This window comes from Sphingobacterium arenae (assembly GCF_014692505.1).
In the GTDB taxonomy this organism is placed as follows: Bacteria; Bacteroidota; Bacteroidia; order Sphingobacteriales; family Sphingobacteriaceae; genus Sphingobacterium; species Sphingobacterium arenae.
Genome location: NZ_JACNYK010000004.1, coordinates 349,094 through 368,317, shown reverse-complemented (window position 1 = coordinate 368,317; position 19,224 = coordinate 349,094). Strand labels below are relative to the sequence as shown.

Genomic DNA, 19,224 nt, shown 5'->3' with positions numbered 1-19,224 from the left:
TTGAAAGATAATACGTGAGGCGTTTAAAAGGCTTGCTTGAGTGCAAAGAAGCTTTCAATCTGTTTTCAAATAAAAAGTGTCATTTTTTATAAGCCTTTTATCATCTAGCGCCGGCGTCTTTTTTTTGAACCGCGACCCCTGTTATACCAAATAACTGTACCGGTGACTGGAAGTGATGCGCATACTAAACAAGTGATGGAAGCTATAATTTTTGTACTTAAGCCACCAATTGTGCCTACATGCAGATCACTGTTAAGCCGAATTATTTTTTGCCCCGGGGTAAGTTTTTAGCACGGCAGGGTACCGTTGCGCACACTGAATCCTGTGTATACTGTCGTACGGAAAGGTGAGGTTAATTTCTGTCCACAAAAAACCGGTATTTTACAGCTAAATCACGGAAGTGAAGCCTATTTCACCTCGATATATGGCTCAACCATCTATAGCCTATGCCAATTTTATGCTCACTTTTTCAATTTTTGAAGTTTTTTTTCTCTACCCGGATGTTAAGAAACTCCACCAGAACCGAGAAAGTCATCGCGAAGTAAATATACCCTTTCGGAATATGCTGGTCAAACGCCTCAGCTGTTAACGAAACGCCGATAAGTAGTAGGAAGGCTAATGCCGGCATTCTGACGGAAGGGTAATCGTTCACAAACTTGGAAATGGTCCGATATCAACAAATTTAACGTTCCGTAAAAAAGATGGCGTGAGCAATCCACGAAAACAGGGGTTTTACGGATAAGATTTACGGTGTCGACCACATCCAAAATGATTGCGTAACAATTCAATTAGATTGGTATAAATATTGGGGTGTACATATCGGATTCATTAAAAGAAATACAAATGGAAAAGACTTTTTTACTCGCTTTGTTTTCTATTATCTTATCTACTACGCTATATGCACAAGCAAATAATACCTAATGCGGATGCCCTGTAAATCAATTCACGGACGTAAATGCAGAAGCTGTGTTCAGTTTTTCCAACGATCGAGCGATAGCGGTATGTGGATATAAAAATACAGATGACACTCATCCCACTTATTCGGAATTTGTACTTGCGGTGTGCGGGGAAAATAAGGTTATTGATTTCTGGGATGCCACTACCGTATGTCGTTTAACGTCCCACAACGACACGCTGTTTGTACAGGAGCTTTATCCACTGCCCATAGCGGATAATTTTGAATTTGAAGAAACGGTTTGGACAACAGAAAAGATTTATTTTACGGATAATAAAGTTAACCGTAAAAAGTCGGTTAACACCGGTATAAGAAAATATAGCGCAGCGGAAATTAAAGAAGTTCTTGAAACTTATAGAGATGCGGGTTCTGGTTTTGATGAAAGCAAGATGAAAATTGCCAACCAGTTATTTGTTGCAGCCCTATCTGGCAGCAAACAGGCATGGAGGAGCTTTACAGAGTTCAAAGATAGATTCGATGTTCCTGATGGCGCATATTCGCAGGAATATCGGGTTCTTAAGGAAATGTTAGCGCAATGGGAGGCACAAGAGGGTAATGTGCCAGTTCCAATCGTTTTTGTGTGAGCCACCGTTGCGGTCTACTTGTTCTTAACGAGGTATTCGTAGCTGTTATCGTACTGCAAGATTTGGCCATAAGCATCTTTCATTAAGTAATAATATAGCGGATAATCGTATTGGGTATCTTTATCATCCCATTCTTGATGGAATTTATTGATCAACGTTAGAATATCTTCTTTACCCTCGGCTTTTGCTACCAAGCTTTCCTTCTTACCTCCGCGATAGTACAGCAGCATCTTACTGGCCGCTACTGTTTCTTCATCAGTCTTGTCTAAGCTTTCACGTGCAATCAATTTGCGAAATGCCGAATTGATACTGCCTCGTACCGAGTCGCTTTCTACCATGATGACGTACTTTTTACCGTATGCTACGGATGAAACCATATAGAGTGATTTATTCATGTCCTTCATCGCTTTGCGATCGTCATCACTCATCTTATAGGACATATCTGCGAAATCGATATTCATGTGGGTAGCTATCTCGCCGTTAAAAGAAGAGGAATGTGGTTTACGGATTACGGTAGAATCGTTGACGGTGGCTAGCGCAAGGAACTTCTGGCGATCCACATTGTCGGGTAACATGCCTTTTATCTGTGCATAGTCGTCAAAGCTGCTCCCAGATCCTGCTGACGCCTGCGATCCTATAGCGGGTTTCGTCGTAACGACATAATCCCGTATCGCTTGGAAACTGGGAATGGTGGTTGTCTGCGGTATGTTTACGTTATCAAAGAAAAGGACGCATTCAAAAAGCGGGAATGGGAATTTTTGTTTTTCTATTATTACTTTATCTGTTGTATCCTGCAAATGCCACAAACTGCCAAGGTATAAGTCTTGCTTAATATCACTCGCTGTATAATGTTGGTTAACGGGGTTTCTCCATGTCTTTGTCGTGTAGGATTCTTTAGGGGGTTCATCGTCATCGTTTTCTTCTTTTCCTGGTTCTTCTTTCTCGGTTGGTGGTGGGGTGAGCGGAGATTTGCTACACGCGGTAAAGCATAATGTGATGGCAAATACGTAATATATGAACTTCATAAAGGATTGTTTTTGCGAGTTGCGTGCCAAATATACTTTTTTTCAAGTATAAATGAAATTAAATGCGAACATCGTATCAGTTAACGCAATTTTCTGAATTCCTTAGGTGTAACCTTATTTCGTTTCACGAATTCACGGTAGAAATAAGACTTGTTAGACATGCCGCTCTTATACATAATTTCTTGTACCGATAGGTTGGTAGATACCAACAGCCGTTCGGCCGTTAGGAACCTATAGTCTTTAATAAAATCCATCAAGGATAGTGAAGTAATATTTTTCACTTTTCGATATAGACTGCGCGGGCTTGTATTCATTATTTCAGCAATAAATCCCGGACTCAGTGCCGGATTTTCAATGTGTTCATCTATAATCGCAATAAGTGTTGATATGAGTTTCTTATCATCGCGGTGCACGATATTGTTCATGGTGGTCTCATATGCGCTTTCGGGAGAGTGGAAATAATCACGCATGACTTCGTTCTTTTTGACTAGCCGATCGATGTGCGAGCGCAACAAGGAGAGCGAAAAGGGCTTGGTTAAGTAAACATCTGCACCCGATTGTATACCAGCCTCTTGTTGCTTCTCCGTGGTCTTAGCGGATAAAACAATAATGGGAATATGTTTATAAGACTTTGTATTCCTTATTTCTTCAATGAGCTGTATGCCGTCTTTATCCGGCATCATAATATCCGTGACGATCAATGACACACTTTCTGCAGCTAGTATCTCAAGGGCCTGCTGTGCACCGTGGGCAGTTAGAATAGCAAACTCAGTAGCCAGATAACTGGATATCATGGATATAATATCCGGATTGTCGTCTACCAGCAAAAGGGTTGGATGTACTTTTTCTGCGCTTACGATCCGCGTGGTGTTTGGCTGTTCACTTGGGATTGTGTCTTCGGCATCCGCTACTGCGATATAGGGAAGTACTACGCGGAAAAGGGTGTACTGATCGACCTCGCTTTCCACGACAATGTGGCCTTCCAATAGCTCGACCATCGAACGGCAGATAGACAAGCCTAAACCGGTGCGACCTGTTAATTGCATATACCCGTTGGCGTCGTCGTTGTCGAGAATGTGATAAGGCTCGAAGATGTTCGAAAGCTCAGACGCTGCAATTCCTTTACCGCTGTTGTACACGGATAGCTCCAATATATCCCCTTTTCGGTTGAGATCAATGCTGACGGTACCGTTTTCACCTACATATTTAAAAGCATTCGAGACCAAATTATTTAGTATCCGCTGGAAGAAGGCGGTATCTGTATTCCATATGAGATCTGGCTCAATAGACTCGACATAGTTTATATGGGCTTTTTCAGCAATTAAACGAAAGGACTTGAGGTATTGCATCGCTAAAGGCGTAAGTTGTACATCTTTTTGGATGTGATAGGTAGGGGTTGCCTTTTCAGGGTCGTGTATATCCAGCAATTCCCGAATCAAACCCTCCAACGCAACAGTATTCGATGTCAGTGTGTTCAGATGCTCCTGGTATGCTGATTCGGAACGCGGAACGCCTCCTTTCAGGACTTCGCAGATCCCCTTGATGAGTGTTAGGGGCGTATAAAACTCATGCGTCATATTGGTGAAAAATGCGAGCTTCGACTCTAAGAGTTCTTTGCGTTGATTCTTCTCCATCTCCCGCTGTGCCTTTTCTCGCTTTTTTAATGCGATGCGCCTTGAAAGCGTATAAAGATAGAGACCTATGGCTGCAAGTAAAATAATATATATAATAATGGCACTGGTCGACAGATACCAAGGGGGCAACTTAACGATAAACAGGCTTTCAATGCGTTCGCTGCCCGGGGTAACATCATTTTTGTAACGTACTTTTAATGTGTACCGGCCAGCTGGTAAATTCGTGAAATCGATCTGATTGCTGTTGGTGATAGCGATCCAATCGTCGTGATAATTATCTAATATATAACTATATGCATAGTCTTTATTCAAGTAGTCGAGCACGGTGAATGAAAGGCTAAAGGAGGGAACGGAAGCCGGGATTTCAATGCCCTTGCCTGCGCTGCGTGCAAAGGCAGACAGCGGATGGCTTTCGCCTTTAATCTTGATATCAAAGAATTGAAATTTACTAGGATGGGCAGATTCCTGCTGCAGCAACTGCTTGGGGTTTACCCATGTAAAGCCATTTACAGCGCCAAAGTATAACGTGCCGGTGTACGGGCATTTCCAATAGGCATCATCCGAGAATTCATTAATTTCGAGTGTAGGGGCGATATAATTATGAAACAGCTCATTATGCGGGTTGTACTTGATTAAACCTCTGCTAGAACTTAGCCATAAATACCCCATCTCATCGCCAAGTATACCGTGTATCATATCATTTACAAGACCATTTTTCTTATTGTAATGCTTAATATCTGAAACGGCAGCACGATGCAGATTAAATGCTGTCATTCCGGAGCTTGATCCCAGGTAATACGAATGGTTTGGGTCGCGCCACACGGTTAACACATCGGTGATGGCCAGGCCATTTTGGGGGTCAATAACCGGTAAGAAATTGTACGTATGTGTATCCATGTCGAATTCGGCGACGCCTTGGCCACCTCGCAGGCCAACAACAAGCTTCGACGGATCGCCGTATACCATGGACTGGATTTCGTTTCCGGCAAAGCTTGCTCCTCGAAGGAGGTGATTTTGGGCTGATCGAACCTGTATTTCGCCGCCGACCTCCGTTATGTCTACTTCGACCAGACCGAAACGGGTAGAGGTGAGCCATAATTTCCGATCACTGGTCTCCAATATAGTGTGTATGCTCTCCAATAACCGCTTACTGTTGGGAAGTACGGCCTCCCGTATGGTACGGTCTCGGTAACTGTAGTAAAATAAGCCCCTCTCGGTCCCGATCCAAAACAGATCGTGGTACTTACTTTTGGCCATACCGAAGATCTGCGATGATAGCAGACCCTCGCGTTTGTTAAAGCGGGCAACAGGCTGTTCGCCTACGGTCGTACTATTGCTTGCATGCGTGTATTTAAACTGTATCAAGCCGTCCCCATTGGTGCCGACCCATATATTGCCAAGTGAATCCGTTAATATGGCTCTGACGGGTTTGTTGGTAATGTTGGTGATGGATAAGTTCAATTGTCCGAATAACGGCGCCGAAGCACTGTGCTGCTGTACACCCTGCCCATCTGTACCAATCCATAAGAGGTCCTGATACCGATCTGTAAGAAGACAGAAAACCGAAACGCCCGGCCGTATCCAGACACTTTGATCTCCATTGCCGCGGCCAACCTTCAATACGCCAGAGTTTTTTAACGCGACATAAACGGATTTATCATAGTATTCAATTTGTGCAATAAAGCCATAATCGTCATGGATCAGGGATTTGATATTATTCAGATGATGTGTGCGGGAGGTGAGCAAATCGTACTGAAACACATCAAATTGGTCGTCTACGAAGTAAAGATCGTTACCGGATAGGCATGCTTTCGCAATTCGGCGCTTGTGTATTTGTACTTCCTGACCACTAATTTTTTTCTTTCCTCTGATCTCTGCGATATTTTTGGAAAGTAGATGGCCATCGGTTTTTAATATCAATAGGGCAGAGTCGACGATAAATAATCTATTGATATTGAGTAAACTCAGGTCTTTATTAGCGAGTATGATGCTATCGACGCTGCCATCTCCTGATTTATAGTGAAGTAATAGTTGATCACTTGGTATCATCCAGGTGTCGCCACCAGCGTCTGATTCAATATGTACAAGTTTAGATAATGCGGGATAAGAAGCTGTTATTTTGCGGGTTAACAAGGATAGTTTATTTAGTCCCATCGTCGTGGAAATCCAGATGTGATCTTTGTCGGCCGCGGTAATCTTATAGATGATATTGCTACACAAAGACAGCGGATTGGACGGCTCATGCCTATACGTAATAATTTCTGTACCATTATAGAACGATAAACCATCATAGGTACCGAACCACATATATCCCAGATGATCCTGATAGGTATATAATACCGCATTATTGGGTAGATAAATGTTCGGTCTATTCTGCTGCTGTGCGACAGCAGCCGACCCTACCAGTAGGAAAATAAGCGAAATCGAAAAGTATCTTAATTGACCAATAATCTTCATTATAATAACTCGTAGCGGTTTATATGTGTTACCCTAAAGATACAACTTTCACCGATGCGATGATAGATGACACGGAAGGGAATGGTGTCTTATTCCGTCAAAAAGGTATACTATTTTGCATCTGGTTATTCAGTGTACCTTTTTGGCATAAATAGGGCCTGCGTTTCGATAGCCGACGATTACTTTTGTGAAGTTATAAATCTGTAGTTAAATAGGATACCAATTGATCTGCCCTTAACTATTTACGTACGAAGCGCAAATATATCTTTCCGAGCGATAGCGATACGCACCGCTAGGAAAGATAAGCCGATGAATACACATTGAACGAAAACATTTTAAAATAGAAAATAATAACTTAATGAAGAAGATTGCTAGTGTATTCCTGCTAGTTGCGACCATGACGACCGCAAACGCGCAGAAAGGGATTAAACTGACCTCTCCTAATGGTGATATGACCACGGAGATTAAACTGACGGATAAGATTTATTATTCTGTACTATGTAAGAACGATACCCTGTTGCGTGACAACTCGCTCCGGCTAGAGCTCGATAATAGGGTACTCGGAGATAGACCAAAATTAATAGGTAAAAAGGAGCAACAGATCAAAGAGCAATTGAAGCCTATCGTTCCGTTAAAGTTTTCTACTATTGATAACGTATATAATCAACTTGTACTTCGTTTTAAGGATCAGTATGCCGTCGAGTTCCGCGCTTACGACGATGGTATTGCTTATCGGATCATGACCGATATTAGGGACAGCATCAATGTCGTATCGGAGGAGATGAATATCAACTTCACATCCGAAAATCTATTACATGTACAGCAACCAGGTGGTTTCAAAACAGCCTACGAAGAAATCTATACGCACATCAATAGCACGGAATGGAAACCTAATGGCAAGATGGCCGTGCTCCCTATGCTTATCGACACAAAGAAGCCGTATAAAATATTGGTTTCAGAATCAGATCTCCGTGATTATCCCTGCATGTTTGTGAAAGGCAGCGGGGGGAATGGAATCACCGCGACTTTTCCTAAAGTACCGGTGAGGTTCGGCGAGGATGGCGATCGTAGCGTGAAGATCCTGGCAGAAGCGGATTACATTGCAAGAACGACGGGCCAGCGCAGCTTCCCATGGCGTTACTTTGTAGTCTCGAAGCAGGACACCGAGATACTTACCAACACCATGACGTATAGGTTAGCGACGAAAAATGCACTTGCTGACGCTTCATGGATTAAACCGGGCCAGGCTAGCTGGGAATGGTGGAACGGCGCAAAACCTTACGGGCCGGATGTGGACTTCGTATCGGGTTATAATTTGGATACGTATAAATATTTTATCGATTTCGCGCATAAATTTGGTATGCAGTACATTATCATGGACGAAGGATGGGCGAAAAGCACAAGAGATCCCTATACGCCGAATCCAGATGTAGATGTACATGAGATCATCAAATATGGTAAGGAAAGAAATGTGGGTGTATTTCTGTGGTTAACTTGGTTGACCGTTGAGAAGAACCTGGGCCTGTTTGAACACTTTGCTTCATGGGGTGTGAAGGGCGTAAAAATCGATTTTATGGACCGGAGCGATCAATGGATGGTTAACTATTACGAGCGTATCGCGAAAGAAGCGGCCAAACACAACCTGCTGGTAGATTTCCACGGCTCCTTTAAGCCTGCGGGACTGGAATATAAATACCCCAATGTCATCTCTTACGAAGGGGTGCGTGGTATGGAGCAAATGGGAGGCTGTTATCCCGACAATAGTGTGTACTTGCCTTTCATTCGTAATGCGGTCGGCCCAATGGATTATACGCCAGGCGCCATGATCAGTATGCAGCCCAATGTATATAGAAGTGAGCGGCCGAACTCGGCAAGCATCGGCACCCGCGCATATCAAATGAGCCTGTTTGTAATTTTCGAAAGCGGGATACAAATGCTAGCTGATAATCCTACGCAGTATTATCGTAACGAGGAATGTACGGATTTCATCACCAATGTACCTACAACTTGGGACGAGACGATTGCATTGAATGCGAAAGTAGGCGAATATGTTATCGTCGCAAAGCGTAAAGGGGAGAAGTGGTATATCGGTGGCATGACAAACAGTGAAGAGGACTGGCGTAATTTTCAACAAAAACTTACTTTCCTGACTGCTGGGAAAACATATAAGATGACCAGCTTCAAAGACGGGATTAATGCAGTTGAACAGGCAATGGATTATAGAAAAGAAGTGGCTGAGGTGACTGCCCATTCATCGATCGAAATAAAGCTGGCTAAAAGCGGTGGCTTTGCTGCCGTTATAGAACCCTTAACCGAGTAGATTAAACAAATTATAACCCTATAAAACTAAAAATATGTAATCACAAAGAAAATTATGATAACGCTATTTATGATCAGCAAGTTAGTGCTGTTCGATGTAAACCTGTTACATACAGGAGAATAATTACCAATTAACGAATAAACTATAAGCAATGAAGAAAAAGGAATTTACCAAAATTCGAAGCATCAAACGGGGTATGCAGGTCAGTACGCCTCTATGTGCGATGTTACTGCTGTCGGCTATAAACCTGAGTCCGACCGTGGCTGGAACTTCTCCCTTATCAGCTGCAAAAGGCGATATTATAGGGATTCCGGCGCAACAACGTACCCTGTCAGGTAAGGTGACAGGCCCAGATGGTACACCTCTGGTAGGTGTTACGGTTTCCATCGCCGATTTTTCCATATCGACACAAACGGATAGAAACGGCGAATATGACTTTCGTATTCCCGAAGAGGCTAAAGCCGTTCGATTTACTTTTGTGGGATTTAAGGAAGTCGAACAGCCGCTGCAAAATAAGACGCGCATTGACGTACAGCTTGAAGAGGCTTCTGACGACCTGGAAGAGGTAGTGGTCGTGGGGTATGGTACACAGAAAAAAATACAGACCTTAGGTGCCCAATCAAACCTAAATGTAACCGAGCTGAAACAACCTGTTGCCAACATCAGTACGGTGCTCGCCGGGCGGGTATCTGGTGTGGTTGGGATGCAGCGTAGTGCCGAGCCTGGTCTGGATGGTGCCCAGTTATGGATCAGGGGGTTCAATACCTTGAATAACTCCAGTCCGCTTGTATTGGTTGATGGGGTAGAACGGAGCTTTAGTAACATTGATCCCAACGATATTGAATCATTTAATATTCTAAAGGACGCTTCTTCAACATCGGTATATGGTGTACGCGGTGCTAATGGGGTAATATTGATTACCACAAAGAAGGGACTGGCGCTGGATAAACCGCGGATAGAAGTAGATTATTATCAGGGTATAACCGAATTTACGCGTGTGCCCGATATGGTCGATGGCGTGACCTATATGCAGATGGCCAACGAGGCTAACGTGACGAGAGGCAATTCGCCGATCTACTCGGAAGACCGTATACGCAAAACACTTTCCCAGGAGGATCCGATGCTCTACCCGGATGTAGACTGGTTTAAGGAAATATTTAACCGTTTTGGGAACAACCGCAAGGCCAACCTCAGTATCCGGGGCGGTGCACCGCGCATGAACTATTATGTATCGGCAGGCTACTACGATGAAAAAGGCCTGTTTAAAACCGACGGCTTATCGCAGTATAATTCAGAGATTGCTTTTAAACGGTATAACTTTACTTCGGCTTTAACCGTACATGCAACCAAAACGACCACGGTTGATCTGGGGATAAAAGGCTGGATATCGAACGGAAATTATCCAGGTACAGGGACAAATACCATCTTCTCATCGGTCTTTAACTTATATCCGATCTTATATCCGGTAAAATACCCGGATGGTTCAGAACCTTTTGTATCTACCGGTGGTGGTTTGAGCAACCCGTATGGATTATTGACCAATCGCGGATACGTGACGACTTATGAGAATCAAATGATGTCGGACATCCATGTCAAACAGAAACTGGATTTTGTGACGGAAGGACTTTCGGCTCGTGTCCTATATTCTTTTGATGCACAGAATACAAATCGATTAAATCGATCCAAAATACCTTATACGTACTATGCGCAGACGCGCGATGAGAATGGTGAACTCGTCTATGAACGGACAGATGGTGGATCCGGTAAAGATTACCTTGATTTTAGTCGTGATAACGGCGGACGAAGACAATTTTACCTGGAATCGGCTATCAATTATAGCCGCGACTTTGGGGGGCACTCGGTCAACGGATTATTTTTGTACAACCAATCAGACCGGATCAGTGCCACAGCTGGCGATCTGATTGGATCAATTCCATACCGTAGCCGTGGGATTGTGGGTAGGGGCAGTTATGCTTATCAGGATAAATACCTCGCGGAAGTAAGCTTCGGATATAACGGATCGGAAAATTTTGCGCCCGAAACCAGGTATGGTATTTTTCCATCGTATGCGGTGGGATGGGTGCCTTCGAACGAAAAGTTCTGGGGTAATATGGATCAGGTGATTCAGTTGTTGAAGATTAGGGCATCGTATGGTATCGTGGGTAGTGGTGATATCAGTGGAAGGCGATTTGCCTATATTGCCACGGTAGCCAATACGGGTGGATACAGTTACGGCCAAAACAGAGACAATAACATTGGCGGATTAGATATTGGCGATTATGCCTCGACAGTAACTTGGGAAACGGAGAAGAATACCAATATTGGTCTTGAACTTAAAACCTTTGATAATGCGTTGGAAGTGATGGTGGATGTGTTCAAGCGTCGTAGGGAAAATATTTTCCTGACCCGCGCATCAGTCCCGGCCTCCGTAGGTTTACGTTCGAACCCGCTGGGTAACCTGGGAATCGCAGAAAACAAAGGTATAGACATCACCGCCAACTTCAGTAAGCAATGGGGCGAGTGGGGCGCTACCTTCCGAGGTACATTTACGTACAACTCGAACAAGCTTATCGAAAACGACGAACCCGCTAAACCGTATCCATGGATGGAAAAACGTGGACATCGTCTTTTTCAGCGCTTTGGCTACATTGCGGATGGTTTCTATACGCAGGAAGAGATTGAGGATCCGACGGTTGCACGTACCGCAGGCATCATACAGGCGGGCGACTTAAAATTCAGGGATCTTAATGGCGATGGCGTAATTGATGCGAATGATCAGACCGCCATCGGACTGGATCATGTACCCCAAATGTTATATGGCTTTGGGTTTACGGCAGCCTACAAGGGATTCTCCTTAGGCGCATTCTTTCAAGGGGTAGATCGTGTTGAATTTTCCCTTTCGACCACTTTCATGCCTTTCCGTGCTGGATCTGCTCGTGGAAGTTTATTTAACAATATTCACGACCGCTGGACAGAAGACAACCAACGGCAGGATGCATTCTATCCCCGTCTTTCTTATGGTGATATTAACCAGAACTACACGGCCTCAAGCAGCCACTGGATTCAAAATGGTCGCTTTTTACGGATGAAGACGCTGGACTTTGGCTATACGATACCGAAGGACTCTTTTAGAGGCTGGGGCGTGGAGAACGCACGCATATACTTTATCGGATACAACTTGCTGACATTTAGTCCGTTTAAAATGTTTGATCCGGAGTTGGGTAATGGCGCAGGCGATCGATATCCAAATATTAAGACGTATAGCTTAGGTCTGAACATCACTTTTTAATTCTGCTAATTATGAACACAAAAATAAAAACATATATAGGGCTGTTGTTGATACTGATAAGCAGTTCATGCGATAAGGATTTCTTTGATCAGGTGCCCGATGACCGCCTGCAGATTGGGGATATTTTTAAACGCCGAACGACAACCGAGCAATATTTAGCGAATATATACAACCGGATTCGCACACAGATGGACTGGCGCTTTGACAACAGTTTCGAAAGCTTGTCGGACGACATTGATGTGACTTACAACGATATGGCACCCTTCCAGCTGAATATTGGAAACTGGGATCGTAATACCAGCGCCTTCAATCGGTGGGGCCATTATTATCAGGGCATTCGCTCGGCTACATTTTTTATTCAGAATGTAGACTTAAATCCAGAGGTTCCAGACGCTGAAAAGACGAAATGGAAGGCCGAAGCCCGCTTCCTCCGTGCTTATTTTTACGCCAATCTAATGATGCAGTACGGTCCGGTGATCCTTATGCCAGAAGAATTGCTTGCACCCGATGCAACCATTGAGGAAATCAGCCTCCCGCGAAATACGTACGATGAATGCGTCGAGTATGTCGTCAGCGAGATTAATACGGCTATCCCTGACTTGCCAATGACCCCGGTAAACACACGGGAATGGGGCCGAATAAACCGCGGAATGGCATTGGCTTTTAAATCGCGTGTATTATTATACGCTGCCAGCCCGCTATTTAATGGAAATACCGATTATGCAGACTTTAAAAACCTGGATGGTACGGTACTGGTAAACCAGCAGTATGATGCCAATAAGTGGAAACTGGCAGCTGATGCTGCTAAAGATATGATCGATTTCGGTCAGTACAGTCTTTATATGGAACGGGATGCAGGCGGTGCCATTATGCCTTATGAATCCCTAAAGAACGTGCATCTGACGGATTGGAATTCGGAAGTAATCATGGCCCGTGTATCGGATAATTTCGGACCCGACAAAATGGGCTCGCCGCGAAATGTGGGTGGATGGTCGGCCTTCGGACCAACGCAGCAACTCGTAGATGCCTTTTTTATGTCCAACGGACGACCGATAACGGATCCAGCTTCGGGATACAGCGAGACGGGCACAACGGCGCAGGATACGAGATATTACGCACCTGGCACCTCGAATATGTATGTGGGACGCGAACCGCGCTTTTACGTGGCCATTACCTTTAACCTCAGCAAGTGGATAAATAACGACAGGGGAAGTAACAACCAGCCCGTAACCATACAGATGTATAGTGGCGGAAATAGCGGTCTGTATAACGGTCGTAATTATTCCAGGACAGGATACGGCGCCCGTAAACTGGTGCATCCGAGTTCGACACTGGAGCCCGATCGTATCCAGGGGCGTTTGGAAGTACAGCTCAGATTGGCTGAAGTTTACCTGAATTATGTAGAGGCTTTGAACGAATATGATTCAGAACATCCGGACATTGTAAAATACTTGAACATGATCCGCGAGAGAGCGGGAATCCCACAGTACGGTTCAGAAGATGGAATGGTGCCGGTACCGGGGGATAGGGATGCCATGCGACGGGCCATACAGCAAGAGCGCCGTGTTGAACTGTGCTTCGAAAATTTACGGTACTTTGATACACACCGCTGGAAGATAGCTGCTCAAACCGATGGTGGCGATTTTTATGGAATGAATATCGAAGCGACAACATCTGCCGGATTCCATCAGCGTACTGTTTTTGAAACCCGTCAGTGGAAAGACAAGCAATACCTGTGGAATATTGTACAGGACGAACTGAATAAAAATAGAAATCTCGTTGAAAATCCAGGGTGGTAATCACATAAGACTATAGCAGATAAAGAACGCAACTATAATGAAAAATATAATAGTTATATATACGCTCGCCATGGCATCCGCAGTATGTTTTATGGCCTGCGAGAAAAAAGAAAAAGGTGGACTCGGAGAAGGCCGGGTACAGGGGGTAGATTTGCGTGCCCCGATAAACGGGAGTACGGTAACACTCGCCGAGAACGGTGATGGGCTTCAATTCAAGTGGTCTGAAGCCACCGTCTCGAATGGCACATTAGCCTTTTATACCGTTGTATTTGATAAGGCTTCGGGCGATTTTTCGCAGCCAATCATGAGCCGCAGACCCGATAAACTGGGATCCGCGACTGTACTAACCGTACCTCGTATGACGTTGGACTCGCTGGCAAGGGCGGTGGGCGCTACGGTAGGCAACCCGGTCGATATCAAATGGACCGTGCATGCGAGTACAGGCATCAATGGCGACGTCGCAACGCAGCCGTTTACCTTAAAACTCGAAGTAACCCAGGGCCAACAGGAGGATATGCTGATGACGGCTGCGGATCAGATGATGGATGCGTTGATTACGCATTTTCTGGACGGCATGCCACTGGATATCTGGGGCGAATACTATCCACGGCGAAATACATACTGGGACGGAGCCACTACGGTGTGGGGTCAGGGAGCGGCATTTTCGGGATATACGGCACTGAAAGTAATGGGCGAGCACGACCCGGCGCTCAAGGCGAAATATGCGACGCTGTACGACAATAGGCTGCTCACATCGATTGATAAATTTAGAAATCAAAGACAGGGCGGCCCTGAGGGATATGCTGTATTTCCCGGTGGCGGCGATGAGCGATTCTACGACGATAATGTGTGGATCGGATTAGATATGGTCGATCTGTACATGCTTACCGAGGATACTAAATACCTCGAGCGTGCAAAACTCGTCTGGAATTTTGTGTTGTCGGGAACCAACGATTTGATGGGCGGAGGGGTGCACTGGAAGGAAGGCGACAAAGGAAAAAATACCTGTTCGACCGCACCTGCGGCAGTTCTGGGAGCAAAGCTCTATCAGGCAACCAACGAGCAGGTATACCTCGATCGTGCAAAGGAATTCTACCATTGGGTGAAAGATCGGCTTCGAGATCCGGAAGATAAGTTGTATTGGGACAACATCAAGCTGTCCGATCCGAACAATCCGGGATCAGCGGTAATCACAGACAAAACGAAATTCACCTACAACGCAGGGCAGCCTGTACAGGCCGCTGTATTGTTATATGAGATTACGGGCGACAGCCAATACCTGACGGATGCCCGCGAAACGGCCGAAGCAGCTTACAAACGTTGGTTCAAACCTTACCATTCCAGTGCACTTGGTGAAGAAATCGTGATGTGGACGGATAACAATGTGTGGTTCAATGCAATTCTGTTGAGGGGTTACATCGAATTGTGCCGCGTAGACAAGGATGAAAAGTACGTACAGGCTTACCGAAAAATAATGCAACATGCCTGGATGTCTCCAGTAAGGGATGCGCAGACAAATTTACTAAACAATGATTTTAAAGCCACCGCTCCGCGACCGGAATCGGGAATCCTGTATCAGGGTGCCTGCGTCGAGATGCTGGCGAGGCTTGGAGATTTTGAAGCAAAAAAATGATAAAATTGTTGAATAACTATACCAAATTATGATACATCTGATCAAAAAAAATGTGGCCGTAATAACGCTACTATGCATCTTTTGGAGTTGCTCCAAGGAGGATGAAATAAAAGTAAACGATATCCTGATCCAGAATATCGACAACGACGGCTTAAGTATCCCATTGAACGAGACGTTTCAAGTAGAAGCTGCAGTGGCTCCTGGAAATGCGGAAAGAGGTGGGATTACCTACAAATCGAGCGATGAGGAAATATTTACCGTGTCGGCAAAAGGATTAATCTCTCCTAAGAAAATGGGCGAAGCAGATTTGATCGTGAAGACCCAGGACGGTAGTAGGTTAAGTGATCAGCGGACAATTACGATCGAAAGACCATCCATTGAAACTATTGAAGTAGACGGAATGGTAGACGGCTATCTTATCGTAGGGTATGACCTGGAACAGAAGGTGATGATCAATTTACTACCCGAAAATAGCACGCCATTGGTAACATTTCACACAGATGACGCCAGTGTATTTACGATAAATGAAGCTGGCAGGGCGTTGGGGCATCGTTTAAATGGTGAGGCTAATTTAACCGTTCGGGCAGTACATAATCCAGAGATTCACACGACCGTTAAAGTAAAAGTGCTGGATCTGACGGTATCCGAGATTGTAACACCTACTAATCAGTTAAACATCATACCAATGGGAGGTACGTATCAATTAAGAAGAGAACTAACCATATTACCAGCTATCGCAGCCGGGGTCGAACTCCGTTATGAAAGTAACCGCCCAGATATTGCGACGGTAGACGAGGAGGGTGTCGTCACGGCAAAAGGCCGGGGTGAGGTGGAGATTACTATTTCATCCAAAGATGCCAATCCAGTACAGTCTACCGTGAACTTCTTCATCGAAGCGGAACTTAGTTACACGGGATGGACCGTTACTGCATCTTCTTTCAATCAATCACAGGGCACACCGGGAGCAATCTTGGTTGATGGAGCTTCACCTTTCTGGCACAGCAAATGGGAGGGTGGCTCAGAAAAGCTACCACACTGGATCCTGGTGGATATGAAAGCAGAACAAATGATTACCGAAATCATGGTTAACAGGAGATCAACAAATACGGATCTGCGCAAAGGATTCATCGAAGTGAGCCAAAATGGCGGTAGCTTTACATCAGTAGGGGAACTAAATTGGGGTTCTGCACCGTCATCGGATGATAAGCGTTTTGTATCATTTGGCAAGCAAAAAGTTCGTTATATTCGTATTACAGTAACTGAAAGCAATAGAGGTGATAACGCAAGTATTAATCGAATACGGGTATACGGCGCAAGTGAATAATATTGACAGCTTGTTAAAATAATGAGTTATATAAGCCATTGGCATTTTTTGCCGATGGCTTTAACATGTAGCGAATAAATAGTATGAAAAAGACAATTCTAAAAATATGTATACTGTTTTTGAGTATACAGACTTATGCACAAAACGGCGTGGTGGGCGATCTACCCGGTTATGCAGACCCCGTGTTGATAGGCGAGAAGCTTGTAAAAAATTATTTGGCCAGCGACTACAGACATTTTGACGAGATTCCCGGCGACCCACCTTACATTGTATATCCAGAAACCTGCACCTGGTTAGGAGCGCTGGTGTTCAGTGAAAAAACGAATAATACAGCGTTGCTGATGGATCTGGAAAAACGGTTCTTTCCACTTTTGGGAAAGAGAAAGGAACTGATGCAGAAGCCCAATCACGTTGATAATACGGTTTTTGGTGTTATTCCATTGCGACTTTATATGCTAACCGATAATCCGCTTTATTACCATATTGGAATCGATTTCGCTGATCGGCAGTGGCAGCTTCCCAAATCGTCTGCAAGCGATAGTATTAAACACGCCGCATTTTTGGACAGGGGACTCAGCTGGCAGACCAGATTCTGGATAGACGATATGTATATGATCACTGCAATTCAAAGCCATGCATACCTTGCAACAAAGGATAGGAAGTACATCGATCGTGCGGCCTATGAAATGACGGTATACTTGGATTCTATCCAAAAACCGAACGGTCTATTTTACCATGCCCAACAGGCACCATTTTTTTGGGGAAGAGGCAACGGCTGGATGGCTGCAGGTATGACCGAATTACTTAGGAATTTACCTAAAGATAGTGAATACTATTCGCGGATTTTGACGAGTTATCAACGGATGATGCACACCTTAAAATTAAATACCAATAAAGAAGGGCTTTGGGGGCAACTCGTTGATGAACCGACGGAATCGTGGACAGAAACCTCGGGATCGGCTATGTTTACGTATGCTATGATTGCTGGTGTAAAAGAAGGTTGGCTTGACAGGCATGAATATGTACCTGTGGTGCGCAAGGCTTGGCTGGCGCTCATGCCGTATATTAACGACAATGGCGATCTAAGAGATGTTTGTATCGGCACGAATATCGGCTCTACAAAGGAACATTATCTTAATCGTAGAAGGTTGGTCGGTGATTTTCATGGACAGGCGGCGCTGCTGTGGTGCGCAAGTGCACTGCTGCCGGAGGAAAAGCAATAGGACGACTGGACGGGCGAACGATTTTTTAACAAAGACTCATACCAATTCCCGGCGTTGGAAGATATGAAGTTAGAATCGGACACCGTCCTTTATTGTAACATAAAAAGCATACGCACTTCGGCCGGATCGGCAAAAAAAATGTACTTTGTGGGAAATATAGCAAGTTCCATGAATAACTCTTCTTATTTCATTGTCGCCGGCCTCGTGCTTTTTGCCATTGTGCTTATTGTGTACATTTTTAGGTATGGAGGCACGAAGAAAATTGTCGTACCTGCTACCTTCACGGACGAGATGATGAGAGAAATCCTCGAGAAGCAGGTTCGGTTTTATCGTCATCTACCACCGGATGAACAGCAGACTTTCTTGAAACGAGTACGCTACTTTTTGGAGCATACCAAGATATCGGCAGAAAAAGGCGCTGTGGTTACCGACGAGGATAAAGTACTCATTGCGGCGAGTGCCACCATTCCGCTTTTTCATTTCAAATTATGGGTGTATCGGAACCTCACCGAAGTACTGGTGTATCCTGATTATTTTGATGAGCGTTTCAGTACAGCCAGCGAACAGAGAAATGTCGCTGGGATGGTTGGTTCAGGTGCCCTCAGCAGTAAGATGATCCTATCACAGCAGGCGTTAAGAAATGGTTTTTTGAATATGTCTGCTGGCAATACCGCCATTCACGAGTTTGTACACCTCATCGACAAGGCCGATGGCGAGGTGGATGGTATTCCGGAATATCTTATCCCTAAGTCGTTGATCGAGCCTTGGATCAAAGAGATGCATAAAACCATAAGCGAGATCCGATCGGGCGAATCCGATATTCGAGCATACGCAGGTACCAATGAAGCGGAATTTTTTGCCGTTGTATCCGAGTATTTCTTCAAAAAGCCTGCCTTGCTAAAAGAGGATCATCCGAAGTTATACCATATGTTGGACCAAATCTATGGTGTATCCGAATTGCCATAACGGAATTTCGCGGAT

General features: G+C 44.7%; 12 protein-coding genes. 8 read left to right on the top strand and 4 right to left on the bottom strand.

Going from position 1 to position 19,224, the window contains the following annotated elements; genetic code table 11:
• Positions 1-104: 104 nt before the first annotated feature.
• On the bottom strand, positions 105-263 hold the full coding sequence (locus tag H8B17_RS20905) for a PepSY domain-containing protein (protein ID WP_394355174.1): 159 nt from the start codon (positions 261-263) through the stop codon (positions 105-107).
• Between the two features lie 206 nt (positions 264-469).
• Entirely contained in the window at positions 470-628 is a 159-nt protein-coding gene (locus H8B17_RS15685; protein WP_223816616.1) for a hypothetical protein, read from the bottom strand.
• A 338-nt stretch (positions 629-966) separates the two neighbouring features.
• Here H8B17_RS15685 and H8B17_RS15680 point away from each other — a divergent pair, with 338 nt between their 5' ends.
• Positions 967-1,539: a hypothetical protein gene (locus H8B17_RS15680; protein ID WP_190310159.1), complete on the top strand. Its 573-nt coding sequence runs from the start codon at positions 967-969 to the stop codon at positions 1,537-1,539.
• Positions 1,540-1,553: 14 nt separating this feature from the next.
• On the opposite strand, the gene H8B17_RS15675 is transcribed toward H8B17_RS15680, so the two are convergent.
• Together H8B17_RS15675 and H8B17_RS15670 are read right to left on the bottom strand one after the other, a co-directional pair.
• Complete coding sequence (locus H8B17_RS15675; RefSeq protein ID WP_190310158.1) at positions 1,554-2,564, bottom strand: hypothetical protein; 1,011 nt, start codon at positions 2,562-2,564, stop codon at positions 1,554-1,556.
• An 80-nt stretch (positions 2,565-2,644) separates the two neighbouring features.
• Entirely contained in the window at positions 2,645-6,655 is a 4,011-nt protein-coding gene (locus H8B17_RS15670) for a hybrid sensor histidine kinase/response regulator transcription factor (protein ID WP_190310157.1), read from the bottom strand.
• Positions 6,656-7,013: 358 nt separating this feature from the next.
• On the opposite strand from H8B17_RS15670, the gene H8B17_RS15665 reads away from it, so the two are divergent.
• The 7 genes from H8B17_RS15665 (at position 7,014) to H8B17_RS15635 (ending at position 19,209) form a co-directional block, all read left to right on the top strand.
• Positions 7,014-8,975 (top strand): glycoside hydrolase family 97 protein, encoded by a 1,962-nt coding sequence (locus H8B17_RS15665; protein WP_190310156.1) that lies wholly within the window; start codon positions 7,014-7,016, stop codon positions 8,973-8,975.
• A gap of 151 nt (positions 8,976-9,126) precedes the next feature.
• Positions 9,127-12,264: a SusC/RagA family TonB-linked outer membrane protein gene (locus H8B17_RS15660; RefSeq protein WP_190310155.1), complete on the top strand. Its 3,138-nt coding sequence runs from the start codon at positions 9,127-9,129 to the stop codon at positions 12,262-12,264.
• Positions 12,265-12,275: 11 nt separating this feature from the next.
• A complete protein-coding gene (locus tag H8B17_RS15655) occupies positions 12,276-14,063 on the top strand; it encodes a RagB/SusD family nutrient uptake outer membrane protein (protein ID WP_190310154.1) in 1,788 nt (595 codons plus the stop codon).
• 37 nt (positions 14,064-14,100) lie between these two features.
• The gene (locus H8B17_RS15650; RefSeq protein WP_190310153.1) at positions 14,101-15,696 is read left to right on the top strand and encodes a glycoside hydrolase family 76 protein; all 1,596 of its coding nucleotides are present in this window, start codon (positions 14,101-14,103) and stop codon (positions 15,694-15,696) included.
• A 28-nt stretch (positions 15,697-15,724) separates the two neighbouring features.
• Positions 15,725-17,020 (top strand): discoidin domain-containing protein, encoded by a 1,296-nt coding sequence (locus H8B17_RS15645; RefSeq protein WP_190310152.1) that lies wholly within the window; start codon positions 15,725-15,727, stop codon positions 17,018-17,020.
• An 83-nt stretch (positions 17,021-17,103) separates the two neighbouring features.
• Positions 17,104-18,243 carry a glycoside hydrolase family 88/105 protein gene (locus H8B17_RS15640; RefSeq protein ID WP_190310151.1) on the top strand — a complete coding sequence of 380 codons (1,140 nt, stop codon included), beginning with the start codon at positions 17,104-17,106 and terminating at the stop codon, positions 18,241-18,243.
• 147 nt (positions 18,244-18,390) lie between these two features.
• On the top strand, positions 18,391-19,209 hold the full coding sequence (locus tag H8B17_RS15635) for a M90 family metallopeptidase (protein ID WP_317171050.1): 819 nt from the start codon (positions 18,391-18,393) through the stop codon (positions 19,207-19,209).
• Positions 19,210-19,224 lie beyond the last annotated feature (15 nt).